This is a genomic window from Thiomicrorhabdus hydrogeniphila, assembly GCF_054656895.1.
The window spans coordinates 2,818,568-2,843,035 of record NZ_BAAHXL010000001.1 but is presented as its reverse complement, the minus strand read 5'-3'; the positions used below and the strand labels follow the sequence as shown (position 1 = coordinate 2,843,035).

General features: G+C 38.3%; 25 protein-coding genes. 8 read left to right on the top strand and 17 right to left on the bottom strand.

The window, feature by feature from the left end; translation table 11 throughout:
* Positions 1-151 precede the first annotated feature (151 nt).
* The 6 genes from ACYQ0E_RS12795 to bioB all read right to left on the bottom strand — a co-directional run bounded on the left by ACYQ0E_RS12795 (position 152) and on the right by bioB (position 8,241).
* Positions 152-745, bottom strand: a complete 594-nt coding sequence (locus ACYQ0E_RS12795; RefSeq protein WP_460188613.1) for a DUF4136 domain-containing protein — start codon at positions 743-745, stop codon at positions 152-154.
* A gap of 147 nt (positions 746-892) precedes the next feature.
* Positions 893-1,852 carry a malonyl-ACP O-methyltransferase BioC gene (bioC, locus tag ACYQ0E_RS12790; RefSeq protein ID WP_460188612.1) on the bottom strand — a complete coding sequence of 320 codons (960 nt, stop codon included), beginning with the start codon at positions 1,850-1,852 and terminating at the stop codon, positions 893-895.
* A gap of 62 nt (positions 1,853-1,914) precedes the next feature.
* Entirely contained in the window at positions 1,915-2,718 is an 804-nt protein-coding gene (locus ACYQ0E_RS12785) for an alpha/beta fold hydrolase (RefSeq protein ID WP_460188611.1), read from the bottom strand.
* Positions 2,719-2,854: 136 nt separating this feature from the next.
* On the bottom strand, positions 2,855-5,824 hold the full coding sequence (locus ACYQ0E_RS12780) for a DUF748 domain-containing protein (RefSeq protein ID WP_460188610.1): 2,970 nt from the start codon (positions 5,822-5,824) through the stop codon (positions 2,855-2,857).
* A gap of 167 nt (positions 5,825-5,991) precedes the next feature.
* Positions 5,992-7,170: an 8-amino-7-oxononanoate synthase gene (gene bioF, locus ACYQ0E_RS12775; protein WP_460188609.1), complete on the bottom strand. Its 1,179-nt coding sequence runs from the start codon at positions 7,168-7,170 to the stop codon at positions 5,992-5,994.
* A gap of 51 nt (positions 7,171-7,221) precedes the next feature.
* A complete protein-coding gene (gene bioB, locus ACYQ0E_RS12770; protein ID WP_460188716.1) occupies positions 7,222-8,241 on the bottom strand; it encodes a biotin synthase BioB in 1,020 nt (339 codons plus the stop codon).
* Positions 8,242-8,533: 292 nt separating this feature from the next.
* Here bioB and ACYQ0E_RS12765 point away from each other — a divergent pair, with 292 nt between their 5' ends.
* A complete protein-coding gene (locus ACYQ0E_RS12765; protein WP_460188608.1) occupies positions 8,534-9,211 on the top strand; it encodes a ComF family protein in 678 nt (225 codons plus the stop codon).
* 69 nt (positions 9,212-9,280) lie between these two features.
* Entirely contained in the window at positions 9,281-10,177 is an 897-nt protein-coding gene (locus tag ACYQ0E_RS12760; RefSeq protein WP_460188607.1) for a cation diffusion facilitator family transporter, read from the top strand.
* A gap of 166 nt (positions 10,178-10,343) precedes the next feature.
* Here ACYQ0E_RS12760 and ACYQ0E_RS12755 read toward each other — a convergent pair whose 3' ends face one another.
* From ACYQ0E_RS12755 to hisB, 11 genes are all read right to left on the bottom strand, one after another.
* Positions 10,344-11,030, bottom strand: coding sequence for a zinc metallopeptidase (locus ACYQ0E_RS12755; RefSeq protein ID WP_460188606.1), 687 nt, complete (start codon positions 11,028-11,030; stop codon positions 10,344-10,346).
* Between the two features lie 25 nt (positions 11,031-11,055).
* Positions 11,056-13,032, bottom strand: coding sequence for a thioredoxin domain-containing protein (locus ACYQ0E_RS12750; protein ID WP_460188605.1), 1,977 nt, complete (start codon positions 13,030-13,032; stop codon positions 11,056-11,058).
* Entirely contained in the window at positions 12,914-14,011 is a 1,098-nt protein-coding gene (gene tatC / locus ACYQ0E_RS12745; RefSeq protein ID WP_460188604.1) for a twin-arginine translocase subunit TatC, read from the bottom strand. Before tatC ends, ACYQ0E_RS12750 begins: the two co-directional genes overlap by 119 nt.
* 8 nt (positions 14,012-14,019) lie before the next feature.
* Positions 14,020-14,514: a Sec-independent protein translocase protein TatB gene (tatB, locus tag ACYQ0E_RS12740; protein ID WP_460188603.1), complete on the bottom strand. Its 495-nt coding sequence runs from the start codon at positions 14,512-14,514 to the stop codon at positions 14,020-14,022.
* 42 nt (positions 14,515-14,556) lie between these two features.
* Positions 14,557-14,799, bottom strand: a complete 243-nt coding sequence (gene tatA / locus ACYQ0E_RS12735; RefSeq protein ID WP_460188602.1) for a Sec-independent protein translocase subunit TatA — start codon at positions 14,797-14,799, stop codon at positions 14,557-14,559.
* 224 nt (positions 14,800-15,023) lie between these two features.
* Positions 15,024-15,347, bottom strand: a complete 324-nt coding sequence (locus tag ACYQ0E_RS12730) for a histidine triad nucleotide-binding protein (protein WP_460188601.1) — start codon at positions 15,345-15,347, stop codon at positions 15,024-15,026.
* Positions 15,348-15,423: 76 nt separating this feature from the next.
* Complete coding sequence (locus ACYQ0E_RS12725) at positions 15,424-15,765, bottom strand: phosphoribosyl-ATP diphosphatase (protein ID WP_460188600.1); 342 nt, start codon at positions 15,763-15,765, stop codon at positions 15,424-15,426.
* Positions 15,762-16,535 carry an imidazole glycerol phosphate synthase subunit HisF gene (gene hisF, locus ACYQ0E_RS12720; protein WP_460188599.1) on the bottom strand — a complete coding sequence of 258 codons (774 nt, stop codon included), beginning with the start codon at positions 16,533-16,535 and terminating at the stop codon, positions 15,762-15,764. Before hisF ends, ACYQ0E_RS12725 begins: the two co-directional genes overlap by 4 nt.
* Before the next feature lie 88 nt (positions 16,536-16,623).
* On the bottom strand, positions 16,624-17,367 hold the full coding sequence (gene hisA, locus ACYQ0E_RS12715) for a 1-(5-phosphoribosyl)-5-[(5-phosphoribosylamino)methylideneamino]imidazole-4-carboxamide isomerase (protein ID WP_460188598.1): 744 nt from the start codon (positions 17,365-17,367) through the stop codon (positions 16,624-16,626).
* A gap of 19 nt (positions 17,368-17,386) precedes the next feature.
* Entirely contained in the window at positions 17,387-18,025 is a 639-nt protein-coding gene (gene hisH, locus ACYQ0E_RS12710; RefSeq protein ID WP_460188597.1) for an imidazole glycerol phosphate synthase subunit HisH, read from the bottom strand.
* Position 18,026: 1 nt separating this feature from the next.
* Positions 18,027-18,614, bottom strand: a complete 588-nt coding sequence (gene hisB / locus ACYQ0E_RS12705; protein WP_460188596.1) for an imidazoleglycerol-phosphate dehydratase HisB — start codon at positions 18,612-18,614, stop codon at positions 18,027-18,029.
* A 449-nt stretch (positions 18,615-19,063) separates the two neighbouring features.
* Between hisB and ccoN the strand changes: the two genes are divergently transcribed.
* The 6 genes from ccoN to ccoG all read left to right on the top strand — a co-directional run bounded on the left by ccoN (position 19,064) and on the right by ccoG (position 24,376).
* Positions 19,064-20,494 carry a cytochrome-c oxidase, cbb3-type subunit I gene (gene ccoN / locus ACYQ0E_RS12700; RefSeq protein WP_460188595.1) on the top strand — a complete coding sequence of 477 codons (1,431 nt, stop codon included), beginning with the start codon at positions 19,064-19,066 and terminating at the stop codon, positions 20,492-20,494.
* 76 nt (positions 20,495-20,570) lie between these two features.
* Positions 20,571-21,401 (top strand): cytochrome-c oxidase, cbb3-type subunit II, encoded by an 831-nt coding sequence (gene ccoO, locus ACYQ0E_RS12695; protein ID WP_460188594.1) that lies wholly within the window; start codon positions 20,571-20,573, stop codon positions 21,399-21,401.
* Positions 21,402-21,407: 6 nt separating this feature from the next.
* Positions 21,408-21,590 (top strand): cbb3-type cytochrome c oxidase subunit 3, encoded by a 183-nt coding sequence (locus ACYQ0E_RS12690; RefSeq protein WP_460188593.1) that lies wholly within the window; start codon positions 21,408-21,410, stop codon positions 21,588-21,590.
* A 20-nt stretch (positions 21,591-21,610) separates the two neighbouring features.
* Entirely contained in the window at positions 21,611-22,519 is a 909-nt protein-coding gene (gene ccoP, locus ACYQ0E_RS12685; RefSeq protein WP_460188592.1) for a cytochrome-c oxidase, cbb3-type subunit III, read from the top strand.
* 110 nt (positions 22,520-22,629) lie between these two features.
* Entirely contained in the window at positions 22,630-22,770 is a 141-nt protein-coding gene (locus tag ACYQ0E_RS12680; RefSeq protein WP_460188591.1) for a hypothetical protein, read from the top strand.
* Between the two features lie 139 nt (positions 22,771-22,909).
* Positions 22,910-24,376 carry a cytochrome c oxidase accessory protein CcoG gene (gene ccoG, locus ACYQ0E_RS12675; protein ID WP_460188590.1) on the top strand — a complete coding sequence of 489 codons (1,467 nt, stop codon included), beginning with the start codon at positions 22,910-22,912 and terminating at the stop codon, positions 24,374-24,376.
* The last annotated feature ends 92 nt before the right edge of the window (positions 24,377-24,468 follow it).

The following is a 24,468-nucleotide window of genomic DNA, read 5'->3' as shown; positions in this document are numbered from 1 at the left end:
TTTACTTAAAAACAAAAGCCCTATTTGTTGACCGCTCAAAAGGCGTAAGACAAATAGGGCTTTTTTGTTTTGTCGAAAATATAAGGTTGATTTACATATTGAATAATTAACCACAAAAAAGAGTTACCTTAAATAACCATGGTTTAAAACTCTATTGTTTAGGTGGGTACTGCGCCATAATCGCATCAATCACTTCTTGGGTATAAGTTTGTGCTTCTTCTGGGGTTTCAAACTCTTTTAAAGGCCTAATGCTTTCACCTGTCCAAATTAATTTACCGTTTGCATTGTAAATATCTACCTGCCATTTCACGTCGTAATAAATATCAGTATCGTAGCCTAATGGAACACGTGTACCAATGCCTACATTACGACCAAACCAACCAAAACCAACGCTAGTAGAAGGGGTAACGACTTGAGTTTTACTTATAGAATAGTGGTAACTGATATAGGCTTGAGCTTGGTTTCTATCAATTAAAGCGCCACGCTTGTGTAGGTTATTTAAAATTGCGGTTTCTATACGCTGTGCAATAAAAGGCTTTTGAGTTTTTAACTGTTGTGCCTTTGGTTCTGATTGCATATTGGCAGGCAACCATTGGTAAGTTTGATAATTGGTTAAATCATTACGATCTGTAAAATCTTGGCTAACTGGTATGCCACTACATGCCGTCAGTATTGAAAGAAGAATCCCAGCAAATGAAAGTTGTGTAAAGGTTTTTATTAACCGAGATTTATAATGCGCAGCCATTGTAGATTCTCCTATAAGAAATCATTTAAGCTATCATTGTAAGCTTAAGTGCTTATAAATGTACAGGGAACTAAATTGGAAAGGATTTAATGACCAATGTATAAAGTGAATTTAAGATAAATAATTTTGTTTCATATATTGGATTGATTATTTTTTGAGCTGTTTAGAAAACTCATCTAAAGAAATCTCAATGTGTCCTGATTTATCACGATTTGGGCCTTTAAAAATTTCTTGAGCTGCCCAAGCATGGCCATGAACAACTTCATAGGTGGCAGGTATTTTATTATCAATAGGGCTTTTTAGTTCTTCATAAGCGTTAAGCATTTGTGCAAAACGCTGTTTTCCCATTAGCCCAGAGTTGCGTTTTTGAGTGGCATTTGTTGCGCCAATGGCTTTTAAATCACGCAGTACACCAATGGGTTTGTCATAGGTTAAAGTAAAAATCTCCATATCCATTACAGGTTGTCCAAAACCTGCTCGAATAAGCGCATCTCCGACATCGTGCATATCAATAAAGTTATTTACATGTTCATAGTCGGCATCGGCCACTTGCCAAGCCTGCTTTAATTCTTTTAGAGTGTCGGGGCCAAAGGTAGTAAACATTAATAAACCATCTTGGCGTAAGACACGCCTAAATTCACTAAAAACACCGTCTAAATCATCGCACCATTGCAGCATAAGGTTGCTGACGATTAGGTCAACACTATTGTCGGCAAACGGCAGCTGATAAACGTCAGCATTAATGGATTTAGCCGCAGTACGCGAGGCTATTTTTTTTGTGATTTTACAGTTTTGTAAAAATCCATTGAGCTTTTTGGGTAGGCTTGGCCAGCGTGCGCCTTGTAATCTTGGTGCGGCAATTTGTAGCATATTACAGGATAAATCAACCGCAAAGATGTGCGCATTAGGATAGCGTGCAATAACTTTTTCTGTAAGTAAGCCCGTTCCTGCGCCTAAGTCTAAAATAGTTTTAGGTTCTATTGTTGTAAGCTCTAAACGTTCATCAATGCGTTCAGCCACGGTTTTTTGCAAAATCGCTGCCTCATCATAGCTTGGTGCGGCATGATTAAAATGCTTTTGAATATGTTGACGACTGAAGTTTTGCATAGGGCTCTGGCTTTATTAAATAAATGTTTAAGATTTAAAGGATGTCATTGTTAATAAGCTATTTATGATTTCACTTGGTTTAAGAAATCAATAATATAATCAGCCGTTTCATCGGCTTGGGAGAAGAAAGGAATATGGCTCCCTCCTGGTATTACTTTGATTTGGGCGCTAGGTTGCAGTTGCGCTAAATTTAAGCGAATATCTTGCGGAATAAGCGGATCTTTTTCACCTAGTAGCCATAATGTAGGCATGTGTAAATTTACCAGTTGCTCACGATTATCCATGTCTTTTAATAAAATTAAACCTTGGTTAAGCGGTTTAAGACTTGGCATATTACGGTTTGACATGTGCTTCACTAACTCTTTCATTAAAGCACGGCTATTGTCAGAACCTTGTAGCTGTAATCGCCAAAACTTTTTTAAAACGGCAGAAACTTCTATGCTAATTGCTTGAATAAAATCACTAATAATTTTGGGGCTAACCGAGCGTTGCCAACCATCGTTTTGAGTAAAGCGTGGCGTAGTGGCCAAGCAGATTAAACTTTGAATTCGCTGTGGGCAACGTAAGGCAATTTTTTGTGCCAAAAGTCCGCCTAACGACCAACCTAAAAGGTGGGTTTTTTCAGGCAAAACCTCAATTAGTGCGTCTATCCAGTCGTCTTCTATTGTTGGACTGTTAGGTAGCGCAGAACTTTGCCCAAAACCAGGTAAATCAATTAGGGTAACGGTGTAAAAAGGGGCAAATTTTTCAGTTGCCCATTTTTCCCAAACACGGCTTTCTGCTCCCCAACCGTGAATTAAGGTGAGGTTAGGATTGGGCTGTTGGTTTTCATTAAGGGATGGAATAACAATCGTGTTTAATTTCATGCGGCTATTTTAGCGTTTTTTAAAAGGTTCGGTATGATGCATTTAGGCTTGTAAACTTGCTTTGATGTTAATTTATCTTTTTACCAGGCCTGGTAAAATCATTTTTTATTGTGAATATTCTACGACGAATAAATTTCTATATTGTTAACTTAACCTGACCATTTGTTTTATCGTTGGTACTGTCTTTAATTATTTTAGGTTTACAGATAAAAACTTGGCCGCCAGTGACACCTAATTTTAGTAAATAACGTTTAATGTTTTTTTGACGTTCTTCAGCTAAATGAAGGAGTTGTGCATTACTGATTTTAATATCAGGTACATTTATCGTTTGTTTATTATCAGAATTAGTCGGTGTTTTATCAGTAGGTTGCTTTGTTTGTTTTGCGATAGCTTGTTTTATAGCAAGTTGTTTTAATGCAATGCGATCCGTTTCAGTGACACCACCACAAAGCTTAATTTGAATGGCTTTACGTTCTTTAAGTAAGCCTTGAATTTTTGTTAAATAAGTTTGCATTTCAGGGGTGATTTTATCGCTGCCATTTATAAATTTAACGGGCTGTAAAGTGATAGCCGATGCTTTGTCCAAAGCATATTCTCCCGCTAAAGCAATGGCGCCAAAGGGCTGTAACGCTAAGAGCAAATAGGTGCGAGTTGCTCCCGCTAAGGCACTGCCTAATGCGGTAGAAATAACATCGTTAATATTAAAATCGGGCTGGCTTAAATCGCCCTCAATTGGCAACGACAGTTCAATATTGTCGTTTTTGTCTTGCAACATCGCTAAGCCCGTTTGCAAAGGAATTGGAAACCCTTTGTTTAAATTATCGGTTTTTTCGGAATCTGCTTGTTCAAGTTCGAGTTTATTAAAGTGCAATTCATTTTGCGCTTTAATGGTGTTATGTTTTATATCGGTTTTTAATTCTGCCGTTAACTGACCGCTGGTAATTTCATAACCCACTTTGTGCTCTACTAAAGGCGATAACCTTGTTAAGGGTAAACCGTCTAGGTTGGTATTGGCATTAAATTCATGCGTAGGTTTTAATGGGGTAAAAACTCCCTTACTGGTCAGTTTACTAAATTCATCAAAAGCAATATTTAAAGCAAATTGAGTCGCTTTAAGAGGGGATTTACTGGCGATTTTACCGACTTTTAAGTTTTTAATTTGTACGGTTTGTTGCATTACTGGCGTGGTTTGTTGGTCAATCAATGTTATAGGGTTATTGCCAGTAATTGTTAACCCTGCAATTTGGTAGTTAAGGTTACTCTGCTCAGTATTTTGTTTTTCGTTTATAGGTTTTTCGATTATAGGTTTTTCTTTTGTTGTTTTAGTTTTTGTAATAGGTTTGTTGGTCTGTTCAGCGTCTTTACTCGATGTAGTAGGCAAGGCTGCTAATAAGGATTCTAACTGAGTTATTTTGCCATCTTTATTCAAGCTAATATGCGTTTGGCTACCATTAATAACGACCTGGCCAATATCAATAAATGATTGCGTATTCTGCTTTTGATAATTAAGCGTATTTACAGCAATATTTTGTATTTTTACCAGGCCTGGTTGTTTGTTTTTTTGCTTAACGGGTTCACCAAGAGAAAAGCCATTTACGTTTAACTTGCTTAGTTTTATATCATCCAGACTTTGCAGGCTAAAATTGGCAATATTCGCTTTGTTTATTTGAGTGATGGTTGTATTACGTTGGCTATTGGCTAAGTTAAATTGATTTAAGGCTAATTTACCTGTTGATTGAATGGTTACCGTTTTATCGGAGGTAACATTAAGTAAGCCGTCCCACTTAAATTGCTGTAATTTAGCCAGTAAATCTTGTTGCGAACCGCTTAGGTTTTTAAGGGTTAAATCCCCCTTATGGTTAATCTTTATTTTATCGTCATCAATATTTACTTTGGTATTAAGTGTGGCCGATATATCCGTTAATAAAGCCTGTTGACTGGCTTTGTCTTGTAGTGATAAACCCGTTAAATTTAATTTTTCATTCGCATTTACATTTATCGTTTTGCCCAATGTTATTTGGCTTTTTCCTGCTAAAGATGTGCTGGCAATTGCTATGTTTTTCTTGCCTTGATTAGCCAGTAATTTTTGTAAACTTAATGTGCCATCAAGGTCAATTTTTTGGTCATTTTTATCTTGGCTATAAAGTAAATCACCTTTCCAGCTTAGGTTATTAAAAGCCGCTTGTAAGCTTGATTTTGTATTGTCTGCTTTAGGGGTTGGAGAATCATTTGGTGTTGTTTTATTTACAGCAACCTCCGTTTGATTCATAGCAAAGTCATGCAGTAATATTTGTCCTTGTTCAAATAATTTAGGCCCAAGGTCTGTTTGTTCAAATGTAAAAGTAATATCGCTTGTTAATTTACCTTGCACGTTAAGTTGTTTGTTTTTAATAAATTGAGAAAAGTTGCCAAGGTCTAAGGCATTGGTTTTTAAAGTTCCTACTACTTTAGGATGTTCTGAAAACAGGTGTAATTGCAAATTAGCTTGAACAGGTTGATTGTTTAATAAAGCCTTGAACTGTAAGCGACCAAAATGATTTGACCAAGCATAAAGATGGTTCAAACTTAAATGATTAATGGTAAAGGTGGTGGTTTTTGATTGATGTGCCAGAGATAGCTGAATATTGTTAAATTCAACATTATCCAGGCCTGGTAAAAACGTGCTAGATGAATTTTCTGATGCGGTTTTTGTTTGCTCAGAAAATAAGGGAATATTGGCTAAATACAAACGGTTTTGATCGTCTAATTTAAACGGAAGATTGGCATCGTTAAAGGATAACCCTTGAATCGATAGATGTTTTTTAAACAGGGGTAACCACTCAAAATCAATGCCTAACTGTTTAATATGAATAACGCTTTTTTGCGAAGGATGGCTGCTGTTTTCAGGTTTTTTATACAGTTCTAATTGGTGAATGCTTAAGGTGCCTTTAAAAAGATTTAGGGATAAATCTGATAAATCGACCTGCTCAATACCATAAGGTTTGGTGTAGTCTAAAATGGCGGTTTTTACAGCATACTGCAAGATGTAAGGCAGTATGAGTAACAGTGCAATAAAAGAAGAAATTATCGCGGTTTTCCATTTATTCTGTTTAACAACCGTAAGCATGTTGGCTTCTCGTAAAAAGTTTATAAAAGTCTTACTTAAAGATTAAAAGTATCTGTGATAAGTATAGCCTAACCTTGAAAATAAAAATAACCCTGCTGTATGACAAATTGCTTGAGATGACGCAAAGGCGAGGGTAGAAGGCCAGAGTTGATGAAAAAATCGATAAACTAGCTAGTGGATTGAATCTTTTGCAATGCCGCTAAAAGCTGGTCAATTTGTTCACTGTTATGCGTTGCCGACAGCGTAACGCGTAAGCGTGCTTGGTTTTTAGGAACCGTTGGTGGGCGAATGGCAGTAACCCAAAAACCAGCTTGTTTTAAGGCTTCACTCCATGCCATTGCGGTTTCACTTTTGCCTAACAAAATGGGTTGAATAGCCGTGTCGCTAGGCCAAAGTTGTAGGCCCATTTTTTTAGCACCTTCTCTAAAGTGCAGAATGTTTTGTTTTAAGGTTTCACGTGAAGCTTTGCCATTTTGTACCAGTTTTAAGGCTTCACGAATGGCTAAGGCATTGAGTTGTGGCATGGCCGTTGTATAAATGTATGGACGAGCAAATTGAATGAGCGTTTCTATCATTACCTGACTTCCTGCTACAAAGGCACCCGATGTACCAAACGCTTTACCTAAAGTACCTACAATAATGGTGTTTTCATCAGGCTGTAAACCAAAATGTTCAAAACAGCCTTTACCGTTTTCACCCAAAGTACCAATGCCGTGGGCATCGTCTACAAATAACCAGGCCTGGTATTTTTGGGCAAGTTGTTGCAAGGTGTTTAAAGGTGGCATATCGCCATCCATACTAAATACACCATCAGTCACAATCATGGCTTGGCTTTGGCTGGCTTGCGCTTGTTGTAAACGGCGTTCTAAAGCTTGCATATCTAAATGAGGGTAACGCTTAAAATCCGCATCAGACAGTTTTGCACCATCAATCAGAGAAGCGTGATTTAACTTATCCGCCAAAATGGTATCACCCGCTTGCATTAAGGTTTGTTGCACCGCTAAGTTAGCCATATACCCCGTAGAAAATAGCAGGGCACGTTCCGTGCCTAGCCAATCCGCGATTTCATCTTCTAAAAGATGGTGGTGTAAATGATGTCCGGTGACTAGGTGCGCGGCACCAGAACCATAACTGCTGTCGCCGTTTTTTAATTCATTTATTAACGCCACTTTAATTTGTGGATTATTGGCTAAACCAAGATAGTCATTAGATGAAAAATTAATGCAATCAGTGCCATTAATTTGCATAACAGGTTGCTGTGGCGAAAACACCAGTGGACGACGGCGATACAAATGTTCTGTTTCGCGCTCTGCTAAAAGAGGGGTAAAGCGTTGCTTAATTGACATGATGATAAGGTATTGAGAGGTTCAGCTTAATCACTGAACCCCTTAAATATTTTAAGCCGTAAGTTCGGTAATTTGTTCTGCCATTTGTTTGGCTTGTTTTTCGGCTTTGGCATTTTTTTGCATTTCAATACCTAGCTTTTTAAACAATTGTATATCGTGGTCTGACTCTGGATTTTCAGTTGTGAGTAGTTTATCACCGTAAAAAATAGAGTTTGCACCCGCAAAGAAACAAAAGGCTTGGGCTTCATCTGTTAAGGTCATGCGCCCTGCAGATAAACGCACATAGGTTTGCGGCATAATAATACGTGCGGCGGCAATGACTCTAATAAATTCAAAAGAGTCTGTTTTGCCTTTCATGTGTGCTAAAGGTGTACCTTCAATGGCCACTAATAAGTTAATAGGCACTGAGTTAGGGTGCACGCGCATATTACCAAATGTTTTTAATAGTTCTGCACGGTCTTTGTGCTGTTCACCCATGCCAATAATACCGCCAGAACATACGTTAATACCGGCTTGTTGTACTTTATCAATGGTATCTAAGCGGTCTTGATAACTGCGTGTAGTAATGACTTGTGGGTAAAATGCTTCTGATGTATCTAAGTTGTGGTTGTAATAATCTAAGCCCGCTTCTTTAAGTTGGGCAACTTGATCATCATTTAACATACCTAATGTTAAGCACGTTTCTAAGCCTAAATCTTTAACCACACGTACCATTTCTAATACACGAGGAAAGTCCTTTTTGTTTGGATTACGCCAAGCCGCACCCATACATAAACGAGTAGCACCACGTTCTTTTGCCGCTAGAGCTTGCTCAAGAACTTCTTGAACTTCCATCATTTGTTCTTTTTCTATGTCGGTGTAGTTACGAGCACTTTGTGAGCAATAAGAACAGTCTTCGGCACAACCGCCTGATTTAATATTAACCAGGGTACTGGTTTGCACTTCATTTGGGTTAAAGTTTTGACGATGCACGGTTTGTGCTTGAAACATTAGGTCATTAAAAGGCTGATCCATAATGGCTCTAATTTCTTCAAGAGTCCAGTCGTGGCGAATTTGTCCAAGATTTTGCATTGTCATAGTGCTTTCCATTTTTGTGCTAACAAAACCCTTTTAAAAAGAGGGCTTTGTGAATAAATTTTGAATTAGGTTATTATATCTTATGAGACGTTTGCACGAGTCATGGATGAAAGAAAAATAATAAAAAATTTACTGGCTAAAAGTTTAAAGCAAGTAAATATAGGGGTTTAGGCCGATTTTAAAACGAAAATTTTGTGATATTTTGGCTATTTTTACTGGTTAATAATTTACTGGTTAATAACTTGTGCAAAGGTTTGCTGATAGGTTGTGAACAAAAGAGGTGTTTATGCATTGGCTAGAACGTTGGTTGCTACCTCCTGAATGTGTGTTGACACACCAGGCCTGTGAAAAACAAGATATTTCACCCAGTTTGGTTGGCCATTGGCCAGTGCCGAGTGAAGTGTGTCCGCAATGTTGTGAGCCAAGTAAAGACAGTAAAGTTTGTGGCGCGTGTTTAGCTAATCCTCCTTCTTTTGAGCGTACTCAAGTTGGGTTTTATTTTGATAAAGAATTGGTGGAATTAATACACGGTTTAAAATACAACAGCAACACGGCTTATGCACGAATTTTGGGTGAGTTATTGGCAGAACGTATAGATAAAAAAGGGGTTGAGGCGATTATAGCCATACCCTTATTTGACCAGCGCTATAAAGATAGAGGGTTTAATCAAGCCCAATTAATTGCAGAAACGGTAGCAAAAGAACTGAATATTGTTTTGCTTAATAAAGCGGTAACTCGTATTAAAAATACGCCAAGCCAAACACATTTAAATGCCAAACAACGACGTCAAAATCTTAAAAATGCCTTTAAGCTTGATGCTCGTAAGTTTCTAGGGTTTAAAAATATTGCTTTGGTGGATGATGTTATTACCACTGGAGCCACCATGCAGTCTTTAGCGGAGTTAATTCAGGCTAAAACTTCGGTAGACTTTATTCAAGCTTGGTCTGTTGCTAAAACAAAGTGATACAATTAATGCCGTTATTTTTACACATTATCTATTTACCATATTGCCTCTGTATTTGAAGGAGATTACATGAGCGTTCAGCCTGTATCACATCACCATAATCATATTGGTCAAGCCAATAAGTCTAATAAACGTAAGATTATGATTGCCGCCATTATTACTGCCAGTTATATGATGGTTGAAATCATTGGCGGTCTTTGGGTAAATTCAATAGCGTTAGTAGCCGATGGTATACATATGATGACTGATGCCATGGCATTAGGTGTGGCTTGGTGGGGTTATCATATTGCACAAAAACCTGCTAATGAACGTATGACATTTGGTTACCAACGTTTTCAGATTCTAACGGCGTTTATTAACGGTTTTACCTTGTTGTTAATTGTTGCGGGTATTGCCGTTATGGCGATTCACCGGTTTATAGAACCGCAAGAAGTCATGGGTAAAGAGATGTTTATAATTGCCTTGATTGGTTTGCTTAACAATTTAGTCGTATTTTGGATTTTGCATTCTGGCGATCAACATAATATGAATATGCGCGGGGCAACCTTACACTTTTTGGGCGATACCTTAGGTTCTGTTGCCGTTATTGGTGGGGCGATTTTAATTTATTACACAGGGTGGATGCCAATTGACCCAATACTCTCTTTAGTGATTGCTTTGATTATTGGTATAGGGGCTTATCGTTTAACACGTGAATCAGCACATATTTTGTTAGAAGGCGTACCAGCCGGTTATGAAATACAAGACATTAAAGAAGATTTAGAGGCGCATTTTAAAATGATTACTAGCGTTCATCATATTCACCTTTGGGCAATTAGTGAAGAACAAGTGGTGATGACGTTACATGCTAAAACAGACTTACAGCACGTGAATGACGAAACTTTGCAAAGCATTAAACAATACTTGTTTGATAAGCATAAAGTTCATCACGTTACTTTACAGTTAGAAACGGAAATTGAAGTATAAAAAAGGTATAAAAAAGGTATAAAAAAGGTATAACAAAGGTGTATCGATAGGATGCATTGGTGTTTAAATTAGAATTAAATTGCGTTTTACCAGGCCTGGTAAAACGCAAACTCATCTATCTAAAAGAACTAAATTTTAGCTAACCTCAAGTTTAGATTGTTCATGTCTAACGTTTAAGGGCTTTAAGCCATTTCCATAAATTAAATAAGCTAGAAAGCGATGCAGCCACGTAAGTCATGGCACAGGCAAATAAGATCTTTTTGGCTATTTTTTGATCTTTTTTATTTAAATAATCGCCTTCCTTTAAAAGGGGTAATGCGCGTTTAAAGCTTGCATCAAATTCGACGGGTAAGGTACTTAAATGAATGATTACTGGTACACCCATGGCTATAAAGCCGGCTCCAAACGTTAATAAAGCGACCATTGGCGTATGGGCTAATGGAATTAGAAACGGCGTAATCATTAGCGCAACCCCTGCAAATTTTTGCATAACGGCAGATCGTTCAATTAAGGCAGTACGCTGTTTAAGTTCAGGGTAATCATTTTTATCTTGCAGAGCATGACCAATTTCATGTGCAACAGTAGTAATAGCAGTAAGTGAGTTGCTATGCGCGTTTGCGGTAGATATGCGCACCACTTTTTCGATAGGGTCGTAGTGATCGCCTTGTTCTGTCTCTTCGAGTTTAACGCCCTGTAAATCCAGTTTTTTAATTAGGTGTTCAGCAAACTGTAGACCTGTACCAGGTATATCAGGATGAGGTTTGCGATGTTTATTTAAAACCGCCTTAGTCCACAGACTCGGCAGTGTTGTTAAAAAAAACAGCAGAACAAAAAGAATAATCAAGGGGCCCATATTTTGCCTTTTAAATTTACTGCGGTTATTTTACGGGATTTATGGATTGGTTAATACAGTTTAGATGATTAAGATAACTGGCATAATTAAGAGGTTGTGCCAGTAATAACGGTTGAGCATTAAGGGTTAACTGAGGCTGTAAGCAGTTAATTAATGCCGTTGGGCTAGGAATAGCATTATCGGGCATTGCCCATTCACCAGTTTGTTGCGGCAGTATGGGGGTAGCATCGTAATGCCAGCCATTTACACTGTAAAATTTTCGGTTAATGGCTTGGTCTATAAATTGAATTGTTTTGGTATATTTTTGTGTGTGTAACCAGGCCTGGTAATCTTCTAAACCTTGTTTAATAAACGCATAATCTTGTAGATTAGCTTGCCCCATAAATTTACCCGTATTAGATAAGGCTCTAGGGGGCGAAGGTTGTGTAATTAAGTTTGATAAAGTATCGGCTAATTGGTTTGCCTGGTGCTTGTATTTATCCTCTTTTAACACAGCATACGCTTGACTTAATGCGCTTAGTACCAAACCATTCCAACCTAAAATACTTTTGCTGTCTGTGGGTATATTGGTTGTAGCCGTTTGCAACTTTTGTTTTATTTCTTTCCAAATTGAGTTTGGTTTAATAGGGGTTGGATGCCAACCTAATTCGTAGGGCGGTGAATGTTCTAATGACCAGGCCTGGTAAATTGTTTGAAACTCTTTTTGAGTTAATTCTTGTTTAAGCTGTTGTAGGCTAAATAAATAACTACCCCCTTCATTACCTTTAGAATCTAAAGCCGATTGGCTGCTTTGGTAAAGTTGTGTTGTGGGTGAATAGAGTTGTGTGCGCAAAAATTCTAAAGTTGTTTTGGCCGTTTGTAAAAAATCAGTTCGTTTAAAACGTGTTCCAGCAAGCAAAAAGGTTTTTGCTAATAACGCATTGGTATAGGCCATTTTTTCAAAATGTGGTGTTTGCCATTCTGGGTCAACGGTATAGCGGTAAAAACCGCCATTAATATGATCCATTAAGTGCTGCGATTGCATCTGTTCTAAGGTTAATATTAGCCACTCTTGAGTTTCATTGGGTAAGTTTTTAATGGTCAGAAGGGTATTTAATAAAGGCGCTTCTGGAAATTTATTGGTCGCTTTTAAACCACCACTTAAATCATCCTTTTTATGGTTGGTTTGTTTAATAAGCTGATGGCTAAACTTTTGTTCAAAGAAAGGGTCACTAGGGTTGGTTTTGATTTGTGGATTTGGCTGTGCTTCTTTTTGTGCAAGCTGTTCAATCATCTTTGGCTGAGTTTGCCATAAGGTGACTATTTTATGTAACAGGTTAGTAAAGCTTTGATTAGGTAAATAAATAAACGCACTAAAAGGGTAGCCGTCAGGCGTCAAAATAACATGTTGAGGCCAGCCTGCTTGCCCAGTGGCTTTTTCAGAAAATTCTATTAAGGCTTTATCCAACTCGGGGTTAAGTTCTCGGTCAATTTTAACGGGTATAAAGTATTGGTTAACCAATTGTGCAGTCGTTTGGTTTTGATAGTTTTCACGCTGCATAACATGACACCAGTGGCAGGCAAAATAACCGCTAGAAATAAAGATTAATTTATTCTGCTGTTTTGCTTGTTTTAGAACATTGGCATTCCATAATTGCCAATGAACGGGGTCATTGCCATGCATAGCCAAATAGGCACTGCTGTTATTCTTAAGTTGATTATTGGCAAGGTTTGTTTGCGCAAACGTATTTGAAGAATGACATATTGTATAGAGACAAATTACAAAAAGTGGCAAGGAGTGCGAGATTGTAACAAAGACGCGTATGGGGCTGAGTAAAAGGGAAAAGAGGTTGCTTTGGAACAAGCAAAAACCAGCCGTTTGGACAACGCCTGGTTTTGATTGATTAAGATTTGTCTTTTGAATTGTCTTCAGAAGAACTGTCTTTAGGAGCTTCAGTCGTTTTATCAGGAGTAATTGACTCTGATTCAGCTGTTTTTTCAGATGTTGTATCCGTCGCGTCATTTTCATCTTTTGATTTCTCCGACTTACTACGACTAGAATAATCTTTTTCTAATTGCGCCATTTCTGAATCAATTCTATCAAATTCAGCATCCCAATCTAAGTCATCGTCAACCTGGTCTGCATAACGGTCATCAAAGTCATACTCAGGCTGTTCTTGGTTTGCTGATGAAGTTGCAGTGTTATTTGTAGAGGTTGAATCTACGTTCTCTTGTTCCGTTTCATCTTCGTCTTCGCTTTTTTTACGGCGTTTTACAATGGTTGACCCTATTAATAAACCAACCTCAAACAGTAACCACATTGGTACGGCTAATAATGTTTGAGAAACAATATCTGGAGGTGTTAACAGCATGCCAACCACAAAGGCACCTACAACAATATAAGGTCGTGCATGGCTCAATTTTTCAGGTTTAGTGATGCCCGTTAAAATCAATAAAATCGTAACAATAGGTACTTCAAACGCCATCCCAAAAGCAAAGAACATTTTGATAACAAAGTCTAAATACAGACTGATGTCGGTTGCTATGGTTACACCTTCTGGTGCGGATTGCGATAAGAATCCAAAGACTAACGGAAATACCACATAGTAGGCAAATAACCCGCCAGAATAAAATAAGAAAGAGCTAAAGAAAAGCAGTGGGGCAACCAGCTGTTTTTCATGTTGATAAAGTGCAGGAGCAATAAAACGCCATAGTTGATAAAGTAAAATTGGCATAGCAAGATAAATGGCTAATACAAAACTTAATTTAAACGGTGTTAAAAAAGGTGATGCAACGGCAGTTGCAATCATGCTTGTGCCTGCAGGCAAATAGCGTGTTAGCGGTTCTGATACATAGGTATAGATTTCATTCGCAAATGGAAACAGAAATATAAAAAAGACAATAATGGCTAGGATGCTACGAGTCAAACTGGTTTTTAAATCCAATAAATGTTGGATTAAAGTCATCTCTTGATCGTTTGGTGGTAGTGCAGCGTTACTCATAAAGGGGGCTAACTTTTTTGAGTGTCTTTTTCAGGAGCAGGCGGTACTGTTTCTGAAACGGTGGAAGAACTCTTTTCTGCAACTGTTGCAGAAGTGCTGAGGTTTGTTTCTTGTTCTGGAGTGGAATCTGTTTCTTGAGTAGGTAATTGAGGTTGTTTAGGGGCTTTATTGAATTGGTTTACACTGTTTTGTTCAGGTTGGTTTTCACCACCAAACGGACGTTTAAGCTCATCTAAGTTAACTTCATTAAAATCTAAGCTATCTTGAAACTCTTTGCTCAGATTTTGAATATTGGTTTTTTCTTCTTCAAGATTCATAGAATCTTTGATTTCACGAAGAGTTTCTTGTACTTGGCCTTCTTCTTTCATCGAATTAACAAAACGACGCATTTTGCCCATGAATTGTCCAATTTTACGGGCAAGTTCAGGCATACGCTCAGGCCCTATCACTAATAAAGCGATGACCAGTACGACTAAAATTTCAAGAAAACCAATATCAAACATCGAATTATCTACTCAAAGAGAAGGGGGATTAAGAGAAGGCAATTAAGCCTTATCTTTTTTCTCTTCAGTTTTCTTTTCTTCAGCTTCAACATCAAACACGTTGTTGCCATCTTTCTCTTCTAGTTTTTTCTCATCTTCAGCTTTAGATTCTTCTTCTTTTACTGCTGATTTAAAGCCTTTGATTGCTCCACCTAAATCGCTACCTACATTACGTAGTCTTTTTGCACCAAATAGTACTAAAACGATTGCTAGGATAATAAGTAATTGCCAAATGCTAATGCCCATGGTTTTGCTCCATTTAAAATCTAATTTGTGGCTTGGTTGCCTGTTTTTTCGGGTTTTATCTGTTGCCCATAAAGCCGAATTTTTTAGTGACCGCTAATCATACCAAATTCATTGATTTGTTGGCACTAAAAAATTCGATTATATTAAGTTGTTGATATTTTACAAACCAAATGCGCGGTTTTATTCGTATTTAATCGTACGTAAAGCACGCGCAGGGGTTGGCTTTAGTTGCCAAGCAAGTGAATGTGTATATGAAAGACTTCTTGTCCTCCAGATTCGCCTGTATTAATTTGAGTTTTAAAACCATCAAGTCCTTGTGACTGTGCAAGCTGCGGTAACAATAACATCATGTGTCCCATAGTGTCTTTGTCGTCTGGTTTTAAATCAAATAGGGTAGCAATAGGTTTTTTTGGAATGACCAATAAATGCACTCTTGCTTTTGGGTTGATATCACTGATTACAATACATTTATCATCTTCATAGATAATATCGGCTGGAATTTCACGGTCGATGATTTTTGAAAATACGCTTTTTTCTTCGGTACCCACTTGTGTCATCCTTTAGTTTAATTTTGTTCTTTAAAAGAAATCTGTGGTTCTTGCATAGATTTCTCAAATGGAATGATTATTCGCTTCGGCTGGCTTTTTCTTCATGGCCAGAAAGGCCAAAGCGTCTTTGTAGTTCTGTCGTCACATCGTTGCTCGACAAATTTTGGGAAGCTAATAGTACCATAGTGTGAAACCAGAGGTCTGCAATTTCGTACACCAGGTGTTCTTGATCTGTTTTTGGGTCTTTGCTATGTTCTAAGTCTTTAGCGGCCATTAGCGTTTCTGCAGATTCTTCACTGATTTTTTTGAGTATTTTCTCTATGCCTTTGTCATATAAGCTTGCAACGTAAGAACTGTCTGGTGATTCGCTTTTTCTTGCTTCAAGAACTGCATCAAGTTGTTTTAATATATCGCTCATAATCGTACCTCAATGCCTTCTTTTTGCATGGCTAGTTTGGCTTCTTTAACGGTGTGTTCGCCAAAGTGAAAAATGCTTGCTGCTAATACGGCTTCTGCATGACCTTCGGTAATACCTTTTGCTAGATGGGAAAGTTCACCCACGCCACCAGAGGCAATAACGGGAATGGAAACCGCGTCCGAAATTGCACGCGTAAGCTCTAAATCAAAACCAATTTTAGTGCCGTCACGGTCCATACTGGTAACTAAGAGTTCTCCTGCGCCTAAACAGGCCATTCTTTTTGCCCAAACAATAGCATCAATACCGGTTTCTTTTCGACCGCCATGAGTAAAGATTTCCCATTTATTCTCTTCTCCTTCGGCGCTAACTTTTTTGGCATCAATGGCTACTACAATGCATTGTGAACCAAAGGCATCGCAAGCTTCTTGTACAAATGCAGGGTTAAAGATAGCGGCAGAATTAATGGCTACCTTGTCTGCACCAGCATTAAGCATGGTGCGAATATCTTCAACACTACGAATGCCGCCGCCTACTGTAAGAGGGATAAAGACTTGGCTTGCCACTTGTTCTACCATATGAACGGTGGTGTTACGTTCGTGTGCGGTTGCCGTAATGTCTAAAAAAGTGATTTCATCTGCCCCTTGTTGGTCATAGCGTTTTGCTACTTCAACAGGGTCGCCAGCGTCACGAATATCAACAAATTGAACACCTTTAACAACGCGACCATCGTCAACGTCTAGGCAGGGAATAATGCGTTTTGCAAGACTCATAATGAATTCCTTGTAAGAGTCGGTAAATAACCAGGCCTGGTAAAAATAAGTAAAGCTTTAATTCTGTACTTATTAAAAAGACGGTAGGCTATTTTTTAGGAGCGAGTTGATCTGAAAGAGATTGACCTTCTTTAAAATCCAAAGTACCTTCGTAAATCGCTCGACCGGTAATAGCTCCTGTTACACCATCGGCTTCAATGTCGGCAAGTTTGCGAATATCGTCTAAGTTTGTAATGCCGCCAGAAGCAATAATTGGGATTGTTAAGGCTTTGGCAAGTGACTGAGTGGCTTCTATATTTACGCCTTGCATCATGCCATCACGACCAATATCGGTATAAATAATAGCTTCAACGCCATCGTCTTCAAACTGTTTACCGAGTTGAGTGACTTCGTAATCAGTGACTTCAGCCCAACCATTGATAGCAACCATGCCATCTTTAGCATCTAGGCCAACCATTATATGGCCAGGAAAGGCTTTACAAGCTTGGGCAACAAATTCTGGATTATGAACGGCTTTGGTTCCTATAATGCAGTAACTTACGCCAGCATTAAGATAGGCTTCAATGGTTTGTAAGTCACGGATTCCGCCACCAATTTGAATAGGTAAATCTGGAAACGCTTGGCGAACTTGATAAACGGCTTCACCATTAACCGGTTTGCCATCAAATGCACCATTTAAATCTACCATGTGTAAACGACGAGCGTCTTGATCGACCCAGCGTTGTGCCATGGCAACTATATCACCTGAAAATACCGTCGCATCTTCCATAATGCCTTGGCGAAGGCGAACGCATTCACCATCTTTAAGGTCGATAGCTGGAATTAATAACATGTTTGAACCTTTAAAAAAATTATTGCCCGTTCCACTGTAAAAAGTTTTTAAATAGTTGCAAACCATGGTCTGCACTTTTTTCAGGGTGTGCTTGAATTGAGAATAAATTATTGTGACTTAGCGCTGAAGGGAAGGTGATCCCATGTGTCGTTTGTCCGCATATATAATCGGCGTTTTCTGGTTGAACATAGTAGCTATGTACAAAATAAAAACGACTGTCTTGGGCAATGTTATGCCAAAGCGCGTGTTCTTGTGTTTGTTTGATTTGGTTCCAACCCATATGCGGTGTTTTTAATGGGCTGTTATCAGGAAAGTTAAAGTGTGTAACATTGCCTGGAATCACGTCCATACACTTTATACCTTCATTTTCATCACTGTGTGTCATAAGGACTTGAAGCCCCATGCAGATGCCTAAAAATGGTTTTTCTTTAGCCGCTTGTTGTACAGCGTGAATCATCCCCGTTTCTTGCAGGGCGTTCATGCAGGCTTTAGCCGCACCCTGGCCTGGGAAAATAACAGCATCTGCTTGAGCAATATCTTCAGGATTGTTGGTGATTAAAATACGAGTGTTATTTGGTGCAACATGTTCTGCCGCCTTAGAAACTGAGCGTAAGTTTCCCATGCCATAATCAACAACAGCAACTAACTTTTGATTCATGCTACAGCGTTCCTTTGGTAGAAGGCATTTTACCTGCCATACGTTCATCTTGGCTTAACGCCATGCGTAATGCGCGACCAAAAGCTTTAAATATGGTTTCTGCCTGGTGATGTGCATTGTAGCCGCGAATATTATCAATATGCAGTGTTGCATTAGCATGGTTAACAAAACCTTGAAAAAACTCTAAAACCAATTGAGTTTCAAATGTGCCAATCTGTTCGCGAGTCCAGTCACAATTAAATTCCAGGCCTGGTCGTCCAGAAAGGTCAATAACAACACGAGATAAAGCCTCGTCTAATGGCACATAAGCGTGGCCATAACGAGTAATGCCTTTTTTATCACCCACCGCTTTGTTAATGGCTTGACCTAATGCAATACCAATATCTTCAACTGTGTGGTGGTCATCAATGTGCGTATCGCCGTTAGCAGTTATATCAATGTCAATCATGCCGTGACGCGCTATTTGATCTAGCATGTGCTCAAAGAAATGCACTCCCGTATCTAGCTTGCTATTGCCTTGACCGTCTAAGTTTACGGAGATTTGAATTTGGGTTTCTAGAGTGTTGCGTTCAACGCTTGCAGTTCGCATAACAGCATTCCTAATTTAAAGTTGCCAATATAATAACTGAAAATCACTTTATTGGGTATGTTGACAAAAAATTAAAGTTTTTCTGAAAAGAAAGTTCAGCATAGCAGAATTCGTTTGAATACCCCTATTATTAGTAGTTCATAAAAAAATCTTGATGCCCCTTATAAGTTTTTTTTACTATCAAGATAGGCTTGGATTTGGGATAATTCATAGGATTTTATTAAAGAGCCCAAGTTTATAAGATGCTTTTAGGAGTTATTTTATCGAAATAATTGATACAAATTAACTTTTAAAATTGTTTTTGGCTGAGATATAGCTTCGTTACAGGTATAATACCTCGCTGAGGAGTCTGTATCTATAATGGTCGATTAAGATATTGCTTAAGGTTTAAGTGATAACTTGATGATAGATAAGGGCAGAATGTTAAGACTATAAAGGGGATCCGGCTGATGGATACTACAGTACAACCACAATATGATAATGGCGTGGTTAAGTATTTAACAGTAGGCGCAATCGTTTTTTTGGTGCTAGGTACTTTAATGGGTACTTATGCAGCATCAGAACTTGCATGGCCTGCGTTAAATTTTGATATTGCGGAAATCACTTTTGCTCGTTTGCGTGTTGTTCATACGAACACAGTAATCTTTGCATTTGGTGGTATGACGCTAATGGCTACAGCGTTTTACACGGTTCAAAGAACCAATGGTGTAAAACTTTGGAGTAATAGTTTAGCTTGGTGGACAGCAATTTTGTTCACAATTGGGCTTTTAGCAACTGTTGTTTCAATTGCTTTAGGGATGACAACAGGTAAAGAGTACCACGAACAAGAATGGCCTATGGCTATAGCAATTGCAGTTGTGTGGACTTTGTACACATTTAACTTTGTAATGACAATTGCTTCTCGTAATAAAGATACTCACCCAAGTGTATATGTTTCAAACTGGTTCTTCTTAGGTATGATGATTGCGATCACTTACTTATATGTTGTTAACGGTTTAGCATTGCCTGTTTCATTATTCCGTTCGTACTCTATGTTTGCTGGTGTACAAGATGCAATGATTCAATGGTGGTGGGGACACAATGCAGTAGGTTTCTTCCTAACAGCTGGTTTCCTTGCGATTATGTACTACTTTGTACCTAAGCAAGCGCAACGTCCAATCTACTCTTACCGATTATCTGTAATCCACTTCTGGGCATTAATGTTTGGTTATGTATGGTTAGGTGCTCACCACCTTCAATACACAGCTCTTCCAGATTGGACAGGTTCATTAGGTGCAGTAATTTCACTTGCGATGATCATTCCTTCTTGGGGTGGTGCATTAAACGGTATGTTAACGCTTTCTGGTGCTTGGGATAGACTACGTACAGATTATATCTTACGTTTCTTAATTATCTCTTTAGCATTCTACGCAATGTCTACTTTTGAAGGGCCTGTAATGGCTGCTAAAACTGTAAACGCTCTATCTCACTATACAGACTGGACAGTTGGTCACGTTCACTCTGGTGCGTTAGGTTGGGTTGCAATGGTTTCTATTGGTGCGATTTACCACATGGTAATGAAACTATGGAAAACAGAAATGTATTCAATGCAATTGATTAATATCCATTTTTGGCTAGCTACTATTGGTACAGTGTTCTACATTGTTGCAATGTGGGTATCAGGTATCATGCAAGGTCTAATGTGGCGTGCTTATGATGAGTACGGAACACTTGCATATACTTTTGCTGAATCAGTTTCAGCTATGCACCCTTATTATGCGATGCGTGCATTCGGTGGATTATTATTCTTCTCTGGTACTGTGGTTATGCTTTACAACGTTGTTATGACGATTCGTATGGCAAATGCTAAAGCTGCCAATACAGTAGAAGCACACGCATAAGCAGTAAGTCAGATTAAGTAGCAGTAAATCTGCTGCTTAAATTGAAGAAAATTTATGAGTTGAGGAGCACAAACTCATGTCAGATAATAAAGCACCAAAGAATATCCAGGAAGGATTAGAGCGAAATATATTTGCCTTATTCCTGGCAACAGCACTAGCAGTTTCGATTGCTGGTATCGTTGAAATCGTACCATTGTTCTATCTCAAATCAGCAGTTGATTTTACTGAGAAAACAGATAAATATGGTAACGTTAAGAATGAAAAATTCCCAGAATTAGTATGGGAACGTACATTCACTAAAGATGCTGATGGTAAATTAGTATCAGATAAAAAACTCTACAAGCAAGATAAGAATGGCAAGTGGGTTATTGGCGATTGGAAAGCAGGCGACGGTGTTCGTCCTTATACTCCGCTAGAACTAGCTGGTCGTGATTTATACTTGCGTGAAGGGTGTTATATTTGTCACTCACAAATGATTCGTCCTTTCCGTGACGAGCGTGAGCGTTACGGTCATTACTCTCTTGCTACAGAGTCTATGTATGATCACCCAATGCAATGGGGTTCTAAAAGAACTGGTCCAGATCTTGCACGTTTAGGTGGTAAATACTCAGACGAGTGGCATGTACTTCATTTACTACGTCCACAAGACATGGTGCCTGAATCTGTAATGCCTGCTTACCCATGGTTAGCGGAAAATTCGATAACTAAGGATTTCTTTGGTACAAAACGTGATATGAAACAACGTTTGAAAACTATGCGCATACTTGGTGTGCCATATACCGATGAAGAAATTGAAAATGCTGATGCAGCTATTGCGGGTCATACCGAAATGGATGCAATGGTTGCTTACTTGCAAGTACTAGGAACGATGGTCAAGCTGGATGACAGCAAGGTTTATCGTCAGTAAGGTTATATGAGTAATCTAGAAAGTTATTTAAGCACTGACTGGTCGTCAATGACGACACAGGACTGGGCAGGTTTAATCGTTACAGTAGTCGTATTTCTCGGCATGCTTATTACATTTGCTATGGCATTACGTCCTAGTAAGCGTAAAGAGATGGAAGAGCAAAAATATAAAATACTGAACGATGACTAGTCATTTGAGGAGATTTTAATATGGCACATCATAATCCATGGCCAGATGAAGGGAACACTGGTCATATTTGGGATGAAGATATTCGTGAATTAGATAACCCGCCACCGCTTTGGTGGATGTTATCTTTCTACGCGGGTTTCATCATGATTGTTTTTTACACACTTTACTATCCGTCGATTCCGTTGACTAATGATACTGGTGGATTTACTAAAGGTTTAGCTGGTTGGACTCAGATTGAAGAGTATGACCAAGATTACAAAGTGCTAAAAGATTGGCGTGTAGCTAAGTTTGCAGATAAAGAAGAGAAGTTAGCTTCTATGTCTGTGTCTGATATCTTAAAAGATGAAGAACTTAAATCATACGCAGTAGCAACATCTAAAATGTTATTTGGTGATTACTGTGCAGCATGTCATGCTGTAGGTGGAGCTGGTAACCCTAACTTCCCGGTATTAGCTGATGATGATTGGCTATGGGGTGGTAACATCAACCAAATTGACGCAACAATTACTAATGGTCGTATTGGTAATATGCCGGCAAAAGGTATGATGGGGAATTTAACAGATGAAGATATTGACCATGTAACAGATTACGTAATTGCATTATCAGAAGGTAAGGGTGGAGATCCATCTGTTGCGGCTGGTAAAGCAGTATTTGCTAAAGGTATGTGTTTAGCATGTCATGGTCCAGCAGGTAAGCCGTTGGCTCCAGCTGGTGCTGCGAACTTAACTGACCAAATATGGCGTTTTTCTTCTGATCGTGACGCGATTAAGAAAATTATTACATATGGTGTGAATGTTAAGAAAAATGGTGTTTATATCGAAAATACGCATCGTGCAGTTATGCCAGCTTTTAAAGATCGTTTACCAGATGCAGATGTAAATATTAAACGTTTAGCTGTTTATGTTTACTCTCTAGGTGGAGGTCAATAAGTGAGTGCTTAGGCACTTATTTAAGAGAAAAAAGGAGGCGATTTGTTCTCCTTTTTTTAATTATGGCAATACGAAAATATTGATTTAAATCAATTTAGGAGATTAAAGTTATGCATGAATTAAATAATGATTTTGTACTTTGGATTTCAATCGGCGCACTTGTGTTAAGTATCGTTGCACTTATTGGTTTTGGATGGAAAGCTACACGTGGTATTGAAGGTCTTGAAAAAGACGAAAAGAAAGAAAGTTAATCTACTTCTATAAACAAAAATAGGCCTATAATCCGGGCCTATTTTTGTTTATAGAAGTAAATAAAAAAATTTACTTATGATAAGTAAGGTTATTTTTATAGAATAACGTTTTTAATAGACTGGTTGCAAGGATCGCCCTATGTCAGAAAAAAAAGAATTGTATCGAGATAATGGACAAACAGGTTCCGTACTTGATGAAATGGATTTGGATAATAAAAATCTCCAAAATATTGGTGTGGAAATATTACCAGTACATACGGGCGGTACAGTGCATGCTAAAAGAATGCCAGGTAAATTTCGTACAATCAAATGGATAACGGCTGCGTTTTGGTTGTCATTATTTATTTTCCCTTATTTTAGATGGGAGGGTCATCAGGCTCTTTTATTTGATCTAGCAAATAGACAATTTCATATTTTTGGCATCACAATTCTTCCTCAAGATATCTGGGTGTTAGCAATGCTTCTGCTTTTTGCTGCATTACTACTCGCTGCCTCAACAGCCGTTGCAGGTAGATTATGGTGTGGGTATTTCTGTTTTCACACTGTATGGACAGATGTGTTTACCTGGATAGAAGAAAAGTTTGAAGGTTTACCTAATAAACGTATTAAGCTTGATGAATCGCCAATGAGCTTAAGCAAACTTAAAAAGAAACTGCCTAAGTTTGCCATATGGGCGTTTATTGCCTTTATGACATCCTTTAGTTTTGTTGCCTACTTTACAGATGCTTATGATCTGTGGGGTCGTCTATTTAGATTTGAATGGGGAACAACTGAAACAACCGTTATATTAGTTTTAGCTGCCGCCACTTACTTTTTTGCAGGTATTTTACGTGAGCAAACTTGTATTGGTTTTTGTCCGTACGCTCGTATTCAGGGTGCCATGATTGATACTCAAACTATAGTACCTACTTATGATGTAGATCGTGGTGAACCTCGTGGACGTATAAAACGTGTTAAACCAGGCGAGGAAGCCCCTGAATTAGGTGACTGTATTGATTGTAATCTATGTGTTGCCGTTTGCCCTACAGGGGTTGATATTCGATATGGCCAACAGTTTGGTTGTATTACCTGTGGTCTATGTATTGATGCCTGTGATTCAGTTATGGATAAAATCAAGAAACCTCGTGGTTTAATACGTTATGCATCACTTGCAGAATTTGCAGGTCAAAAAGTGCCTCCATTCTTTAAGCGTCCTCGTGTGGTTATATATAGCGCTATTATGGGATTTGCTGCCATAGCAATGGTTTATGGAATGCTGACTATGTCACCAATTGACTTAAAAGCATTACATGAACGTTCGCCTTTATTCGTTCAAATGAGTGACGGTAATGTTCAAAATAAATGGACAATTAAGGTGGTAAATAAATCTAATGAAGTTATGTTGGCTAAAATTGATGTAACAGGGCCTGAAGGACTAACCTTTCACGCTGATAAAGAAATTACCATTCAACCTGGAAATGTAGGTGCAACTACCTTGTTTGTAAAAATTCCTAAAAAGAATTTAACTGAAACAAACACACCTGTAACAATTCATGTTGTTAACTTAAATAATGAAGAGATTTCGGCCGATTACGAAACCGTATTTATTAGTCCCAAAAAACGTTAATACTTTAGTTAATATGTTGTAAAGACGACATAAAATTTAATCGTTATAATAGCCCTACTTAGAAATCCCCTAGGTAGGGTTTTTTTGTTTTA

Coding starts and splice junctions, on each gene's coding strand:
- ccoN (WP_460188595.1), top strand. CDS start 19,064: ATGGATACTACAGTACAACCACAATATGATAATGGCGTGGTTAAGTAT.
- hisH (WP_460188597.1), bottom strand. CDS start 18,025: ATGAATCAAAAGTTAGTTGCTGTTGTTGATTATGGCATGGGAAACTTA.
- tatB (WP_460188603.1), bottom strand. CDS start 14,514: ATGTTTGATATTGGTTTTCTTGAAATTTTAGTCGTACTGGTCATCGCT.
- bioC (WP_460188612.1), bottom strand. CDS start 1,852: ATGCAAAACTTCAGTCGTCAACATATTCAAAAGCATTTTAATCATGCC.
- ACYQ0E_RS12795 (WP_460188613.1), bottom strand. CDS start 745: ATGGCTGCGCATTATAAATCTCGGTTAATAAAAACCTTTACACAACTT.
- hisA (WP_460188598.1), bottom strand. CDS start 17,367: ATGTTATTAATTCCAGCTATCGACCTTAAAGATGGTGAATGCGTTCGC.
- tatA (WP_460188602.1), bottom strand. CDS start 14,799: ATGGGCATTAGCATTTGGCAATTACTTATTATCCTAGCAATCGTTTTA.
- ACYQ0E_RS12765 (WP_460188608.1), top strand. CDS start 8,534: ATGCATTGGCTAGAACGTTGGTTGCTACCTCCTGAATGTGTGTTGACA.
- ccoG (WP_460188590.1), top strand. CDS start 22,910: ATGTCAGAAAAAAAAGAATTGTATCGAGATAATGGACAAACAGGTTCC.
- ccoP (WP_460188592.1), top strand. CDS start 21,611: ATGGCACATCATAATCCATGGCCAGATGAAGGGAACACTGGTCATATT.
- ACYQ0E_RS12755 (WP_460188606.1), bottom strand. CDS start 11,030: ATGGGCCCCTTGATTATTCTTTTTGTTCTGCTGTTTTTTTTAACAACA.
- ccoO (WP_460188594.1), top strand. CDS start 20,571: ATGTCAGATAATAAAGCACCAAAGAATATCCAGGAAGGATTAGAGCGA.
- ACYQ0E_RS12725 (WP_460188600.1), bottom strand. CDS start 15,765: ATGAGCGATATATTAAAACAACTTGATGCAGTTCTTGAAGCAAGAAAA.
- ACYQ0E_RS12760 (WP_460188607.1), top strand. CDS start 9,281: ATGAGCGTTCAGCCTGTATCACATCACCATAATCATATTGGTCAAGCC.
- ACYQ0E_RS12680 (WP_460188591.1), top strand. CDS start 22,630: ATGCATGAATTAAATAATGATTTTGTACTTTGGATTTCAATCGGCGCA.
- hisF (WP_460188599.1), bottom strand. CDS start 16,535: ATGAGTCTTGCAAAACGCATTATTCCCTGCCTAGACGTTGACGATGGT.
- bioB (WP_460188716.1), bottom strand. CDS start 8,241: ATGCAAAATCTTGGACAAATTCGCCACGACTGGACTCTTGAAGAAATT.
- ACYQ0E_RS12780 (WP_460188610.1), bottom strand. CDS start 5,824: ATGCTTACGGTTGTTAAACAGAATAAATGGAAAACCGCGATAATTTCT.
- hisB (WP_460188596.1), bottom strand. CDS start 18,614: ATGCGAACTGCAAGCGTTGAACGCAACACTCTAGAAACCCAAATTCAA.
- bioF (WP_460188609.1), bottom strand. CDS start 7,170: ATGTCAATTAAGCAACGCTTTACCCCTCTTTTAGCAGAGCGCGAAACA.
- ACYQ0E_RS12750 (WP_460188605.1), bottom strand. CDS start 13,032: ATGACGCGACGGATACAACATCTGAAAAAACAGCTGAATCAGAGTCAA.
- ACYQ0E_RS12690 (WP_460188593.1), top strand. CDS start 21,408: ATGAGTAATCTAGAAAGTTATTTAAGCACTGACTGGTCGTCAATGACG.
- ACYQ0E_RS12785 (WP_460188611.1), bottom strand. CDS start 2,718: ATGAAATTAAACACGATTGTTATTCCATCCCTTAATGAAAACCAACAG.
- tatC (WP_460188604.1), bottom strand. CDS start 14,011: ATGAGTAACGCTGCACTACCACCAAACGATCAAGAGATGACTTTAATC.